Source organism: Pseudonocardia sp. SID8383 (genome assembly GCF_009864975.1).
In the GTDB taxonomy this organism is placed as follows: Bacteria; Actinomycetota; Actinomycetes; order Mycobacteriales; family Pseudonocardiaceae; genus Pseudonocardia; species Pseudonocardia alni.
In genome coordinates this window covers 1-5,740 of record NZ_WWFY01000524.1, presented here as the reverse complement: position 1 = coordinate 5,740, position 5,740 = coordinate 1, and the positions used below count along the sequence as shown (strand labels likewise).

At 75.4% G+C, this 5,740-nt stretch carries 7 protein-coding genes; all 7 read right to left on the bottom strand.

What is annotated here, in order from left to right; translation table 11 throughout:
* Nucleotides 1-238: hypothetical protein (locus GTW08_RS13030; RefSeq protein ID WP_202417109.1), on the bottom strand; the 238-nt coding region annotated here is incomplete at its 3' end.
* Between the two features lie 113 nt (nt 239-351).
* Complete coding sequence (locus GTW08_RS13025; protein WP_139282673.1) at nt 352-720, bottom strand: hypothetical protein; 369 nt, start codon at nt 718-720, stop codon at nt 352-354.
* An 84-nt stretch (nt 721-804) separates the two neighbouring features.
* A complete protein-coding gene (locus tag GTW08_RS13020; RefSeq protein WP_073573944.1) occupies nt 805-2,100 on the bottom strand; it encodes an ATP-binding protein in 1,296 nt (431 codons plus the stop codon).
* A complete protein-coding gene (locus GTW08_RS13015) occupies nt 2,097-2,807 on the bottom strand; it encodes a response regulator transcription factor (RefSeq protein ID WP_073573943.1) in 711 nt (236 codons plus the stop codon). Before GTW08_RS13015 ends, GTW08_RS13020 begins: the two co-directional genes overlap by 4 nt.
* A 35-nt stretch (nt 2,808-2,842) precedes the next feature.
* On the bottom strand, nt 2,843-4,345 hold the full coding sequence (locus GTW08_RS13010) for an APC family permease (protein ID WP_301549194.1): 1,503 nt from the start codon (nt 4,343-4,345) through the stop codon (nt 2,843-2,845).
* A gap of 181 nt (nt 4,346-4,526) precedes the next feature.
* Nucleotides 4,527-4,925 (bottom strand): hypothetical protein, encoded by a 399-nt coding sequence (locus tag GTW08_RS13005; protein WP_161151974.1) that lies wholly within the window; start codon nt 4,923-4,925, stop codon nt 4,527-4,529.
* Between the two features lie 127 nt (nt 4,926-5,052).
* The coding region (locus tag GTW08_RS13000) for a (Fe-S)-binding protein (RefSeq protein ID WP_161151973.1) at nt 5,053-5,740 on the bottom strand (688 nt) is incomplete at its 5' end.

Sequence of the window (5,740 nt, the reverse complement as noted above, 5' to 3'; positions counted from 1 at the left end):
TCGCGGTGCCGTCGGTGGCGGTGCCGTCGGTGGCGGTGCCGTCGGTGACGGTGGAGCCCGCCGTGGTGGAGCCGGTGGCCGTCGTGCCGGTGGCCGCGCCGTCGGCGGCGTCGGTGGCGGTCGTGGCGGGGCCGTCGGCGGTCGCCCGGTCCGTCGCGACGGAGCCGGCCGCATCGTCGGTCTCCGGGGTACCGGTCGCCGTGCTGCCGTCCGTGGGCCTGCTCGTGTCGGAAGCCATGGGCCGCACCGTACGCGAGGTCAAGATCGTCGTGACGGCCCCCCACCTGGGCGGATACGCCGTCGTGTCCGTTCCGCCGGGCCTGTCACCGGATGGGGGGCGGTGACCGGTCGCTACCCGACGGTCGCGCCGGCCGCGGTCCGGCCGGCGGGTTCGCCGGTGCCGGCGAGCACGGTGACACCGTCCGCGGGGGACCCGGCCCCGACCCGTCGCACGGGGCCGTCGCGCAGCCCGGACAGCACGACCTCGATCCGGGCCAGCACCGCCGTGCGGGTGCGTCCGTCGACGCCGACGACGTCGACGACCACCGTGCCGAGCGCCGCCGAACCCGACGCCGCCCACTGCCCGGACCAGCCGAGCACGATGCCCGGCCCCGCGGGCGGGGACGCGGACCCGACGGAGCGGTGGTCGAACCCGAGGGTCCGCAGGACCGGGTCGGCGGTGAGGGCGTCGCGGATCCGCTGGTCGGGCGTCGTGGTCATGCGGGCCTCCCGGTGCCGACCGTCGTCGATCATGTCCGGTACCGACGGTAGGGAGCCCGTGTGCCACGGGGAATGAGGTGGAGGTTAGAAGGAGGTAAGCGATCGGCCGTCCCGGGCCGGTTCCAGCGGCAGCAGCAGGGTGACCACCGACGGCGACCGGCGGGCGGTGAGCCGTCCGCCCTCGGCCTCGGCGAGCCGCCGGGCGAGGGCGACCCCGAGGCCGCGCCGGCCGTCGCTGCCCGACAGGTCCTCCTCGGCCACCCCGGGCCCCTCGTCGGCGACGTCGACGGCCACGGCGTCCGGCCCGGCCTCCCGCGCGGTCAGCGCGACCGCGCCGGCCCCGTGCTGGACGGCGTTGTCGAGCAGGGCGGCGACGATCTGGCGGACCGCCGCGGCGGAGGCGGGCGGATCGGGCAGGGCGCCGTCGCGGGACACCGAGAACGACCGCCCGGCGCGGGACAGCCGGTCGCCCCACTCGGCCTGCGCCTCGTCGAAGAGCCGGGCGAGGTCGACCGGAACGGCGTCACGGCTGCGTTCGCGGGCGAGCAGCAGCAGCTCGTCGATGGTGCGCTCCAGCCGGTCGACCGAGGCCAGCCCGTCCTCCACGGTCGCGGGCCGCAGCAGCGCCGGGTCGTCGAGCGCGGACTCCAGCCGCAGCCGCAGCCCGGCCAGCGGCGTCCGCAGCTGGTGCGAGGCCTCCGCGGAGAACGCCCGCTCGCGGGCCAGCAGGTCGTCGAGGCGGCCTGCGGTGTGGCCGAGCGCGGACCCGACACGGTCGAGCTCCCCGATGCCGGTGGGCGCGGGACGGACCCCGAAGTCGCCCTCGCCGAGCCGGGCCGCGTCGCGGGCCATCGACTCCAGCGGCGCCGTCAGGTGCGCGGCCAGGCGCATCGCGAGCGCCCACACCGCGACCAGCACCAGCCCGGCCAGCGCGACCATGCCGAGGTAGAGCGGCACGAGCGAGGACCACACCGCCGAGGCCGGGCGGGCCGCGCGCACCACCCCGACGACGTCGTCGCCGTCGGTCACCGGGGACACCGCGACGAGCTGCCCCGGCGGGGACGACGACAGACCCCGGTCCAGGACCCGGTCGACGCCCTCGTCGCCCTCCGGCGGGCCGTCGCCGGTGGTGCGGTCGCCGTCGGAGTCGTAGAGCGCGACGGCGGTGTCGTCGTCGCGGCCGTCGGGCAGCCGGGCCGGGACCCGGTCGTGGACGACGTCGTCGTAGACCGAGCGGGCGGCGAAGTCCGCGATGCGCTGCAGCGACTCGCGCTGCTGGGCGACGGTGTAGCGCTCCAGCCCGACGGCCAGCGGGACCCCGAACAGCACCAGCGTCACCCCGACCGCGACGAGGGTGAGGCGCACGATGCGGCGTCTCACCGGAGGCCCCCGGGCAGCTCCAGGCGGTACCCGTGCCCGCGCAGGGTGGTGATCAGCGGGACCCGGGGGCCGTCGTGCGCGGCGAGGTGGCGGCGCACCGCGGCCACGTGCACGTCGAGGGTCTTGGTGGAGCCGAACCAGTGCGCGTCCCACACGTCGGTCATCAGCACCTCGCGGCTCAGCGCGGTGCCCGGGTCGGTCGCGAGCCGGGCGAGCAGGTCGAACTCGCGGGTGCGCAGGACCAGCTCCCGCCCGGCGACGGTGGCGCGGCGCGCCCCGGTGTCGACGCGCAGGTCCCCGACCTCCAGCACGTCCCCGGTGCGGTCGCCGCCGGCGCGCCGCAGGTGCGCCCGGATCCGGGCGAGCAGCTCGGCCAGGCGTACCGGCTTGGTCAGGTAGTCGTCGGCGCCGGCCTCCAGTCCGAGCACCACGTCCATCTCCGCGGTCCGGGCGGTCAGCACGACCAGCACCGCGTCGGGGCGCAGCGTGCGCAGCCGACGGCACACCTCGACGCCGTCGAGGTCGGGCAGCCCGAGGTCGAGCAGGACCAGGTCGAACGGGGTGTGCCCGGCCGCCGCGAGCGCCGGGCCGCCCGCCTGCTCCCACCGGACGTCGTAGCCGTGCCCGGTCAGGCTGCCGCGCAGGACGTCACCGATCGTGCGGTCGTCCTCGACGAGCAGGATGCGGGCGTTCACCGGCCCGATCATCGTCCCTCCGGCCGGGCCGGCGCACCCCGTGCGGCCTAGGAACCGCCGTAGGGCGGCTCCCCCGTCTCCGGGACGAGCACCGGGGTGTCCTCGTCGAGGGTCTCGCCGCGGAAGAACGGCCGCAGCCGCACCGCGCAGGCCAGCATCAGCGGCACACCGAGCGCGATCATGCCGACGCCGATCACGAACACCCCGCCGACCGGACCGAAGGAGGTCTCGCCGTAGGCGGGGTCGAGCATGTCGACCGAGCTCTGCACGAACGCCCACACCATGACCACGCCGCCGAGCAGCGGCAGCAGGCCGCGCAGCAGCAGGTCGCGCGGCGAGCGGAGCAGGGTGCGCCGGAAGTACCAGACGCAGGCGAAGGCGGTGATGCCGTAGTAGAACGCCACGGCCAGGCCGAGCGAGGCGACGGTGTCGAGCAGCGCGTCGGAGCTGACCAGTCCCAGCACCAGGTAGAACACCACCGCGGACAGCCCCATGACGACGGTGGCGAACCCGGGCGTCGCGTAGCGGGGGTGGACGCTGCCGAAGCGGCGCGGGACCGCCCCGTAGACGGCCATCGCCAGCGCGCCGCGCGCGGTGGGCAGGATTGTGGTCTGGGTCGACGACGCCGCCGACACCGCGACGGTCAGCAGCAGCACCGCGGTGAGCACCGTGCCGCCCATCGGGGCGCCGAGCAGGGTGAGCACGTCCTCGGAGTGCTCGGGGTTCGCCAGGCCGATCCCGGTCGCGCCGAACCCGGCGTAGGACTGCAACGCGACGGCGACGACGACGTAGATCGCCAGCAGGATCACCGTGGCCAGCAGCGCCGCCCGGCCGGGGGTGCTCGTCGAGCCGCGGGTCTCCTCGCCGACGGCCAGACAGGCGTCCCAGCCCCAGTACACGAAGATGCACAGGATCAGCGCCTGCGCGGCGGCGGAGCCGGTGATCCCGGTCGGGTCGAACCAGCTCCAGCTCGGCAGCACGGCCTGCGGGCCGGCGTCGCCGGAGTACACGAGCCACAGCGCCCCGGCGGCCAGGACGGCGAGCACCACGATCTGGAAGACGATCAGCGCGTTCTGGAACCGCTCGGACAGCACGATCCCGCGATGGCTGACCCAGGTCATGACCAGGATGAACAGCACCCCGACGCCGACCTTGACCAGCGTGTTCTCGGCGGCGGCGACGAACCCGAGCGCGCGCAGGGTGTACACGGCGGCGATCTCGGCCACGTTGGCCAGCACGATGATCGCCGACACCGCGACGCCCCAGCCGCCCATCCACCCGACCCACGGCCCGAAGGCCTTGGTGCCCCAGGTGAACGTCGTCCCGCAGTCGGGCACCGCGCGGTTCAGCTCGCGGTAGGCGACGGCGACGAACAGCATCGGCACGAACGCGACGAGGAACATCGCGGGCGCCTTCTCGCCGACGGCGAGGACGACGTAGCCGAGCGTCGCGGCCAGGCTGTAGGCCGGCGCGGTGGCGCCGAGCCCGATGACGGTGTTGCCCCACAGACCCAGCGCTCCGGTGCGGAGACCCTTCGGGCCGGCCTCCACGAGGGGAGGCGGTGCGGCGGCGGTCAACCGCCGTTCTCGGAGGTGAGGATGGTCAGCACGGTGGTCGTTCCCCGTCTCGTCGGCTCCCGCCCGGGCCGGCGGCGGCACACAGGATGCGGCACGGGCGCGCCCGAACGGAAACAGCGGTGGCCCGTCTCACGCCGCGACCCCGCCGCGGGGGTCAGCACTGCCGGTGCGGCGTGCCCCGCACGCTGAACCAGTAGGCGCCCGCCTCGGCGCCGGAGATCCCGGTGCGGACCTCGGCGGTGGCCGGACGGCCGAAACGGCGCCGGATCGCCTTGCGGGCCGTCTTCTCGATGCGGGCGGCGAGCCGCTCCGGCTCGGAGCACCCGGACATGGTCAGCACGGCGACGAAGGCGTACCGGGCGGGTCCGCGCCGCGGCCAGGGGCCGGTGCCGTCGGCCAGGGACAGCTCGACGGTCATCGGACGCTTGCGGTGCGTGTACAGGGCACGGGTCAGCTCTGCCTCCACGACGTCCGCCTCGACGCCCGCGGGTGCCTCGACCCGGACGACCGCCATCACGGCGTTCGCCGCGGCCCCACCTGTCACCACGGTCACGGTCATGGACTCCTTCCGGGCGCGCGTCACCCCCGACGGAACGCGCATCACGGACATTCATCCCCGGTCCCGGGGGGTCTAAACAAGGACTTGACCGAAAAAGACGCCTCAGGATCACGAGAATCGCTCATCGAGTCACCCGTTCGAGCACCTCCAGGACGTGCTCGTAGTCACGCCCGGTAGCACGGCTCATGCCGAGCTCGCAGGTCCTGTTGCAGGAGGCGTAGGCGTCGGCGTCGACCCCGGCGAGCTCCCAGGCCTGCGGTGCGGTGGCCGCCGCGGTCAGCTCCGGGTGCAGCATCCCGCGGTCCCCGGCGAACCCGCAGCAGCTCCACGAGTCGGGGACGACGACGTCGTCGGCGACGGCCCCGGCCAGGCGCCGCAGCGGGTCCAGCAGGCCGAGCTGGGTGGCCGAACAGGTCGGGTGCAGCACGAGCCGGGCCAGCCGGGCGGGCACGGTGAGCGCGGGCAGGATCCGGTCGGCGGTGAATTCGACGGCGTCGAGGACCCGCAGGCCGCGGTAGCGCTCGGGCCCGGCCGCGACCATCACCCGCAGCCCCTCGGTGCACGACGACGCGTCGGACACCACCGGGAGCGCCCCGGCGCGGGTCGTCGTCCACAGCGCGGGGAGGACCCGCTCGGCCATCGCCGCGGCGCCCTCGGTGAGCCCCTTGGACTTCCACGGCGTGCCGCAGCACAGCGACCCCAGGCCGGCGGGTGCGCTCGCCCGCAGGCCCGCCCGCGCGCAGAGCCGGGCGAACGCCTCGCCCGCGCCGGTGCCCGCCGAGCCGAACATGGCGCCGGTACAGGAGGAG

Bases quoted from the DNA above. Each gene is read 5' to 3' on its own strand.
- GTW08_RS13015 (WP_073573943.1), bottom strand. From the start codon at position 2,807: ATGATCGGGCCGGTGAACGCCCGCATCCTGCTCGTCGAGGACGACCGC.
- GTW08_RS13025 (WP_139282673.1), bottom strand. From the start codon at position 720: ATGACCACGACGCCCGACCAGCGGATCCGCGACGCCCTCACCGCCGAC.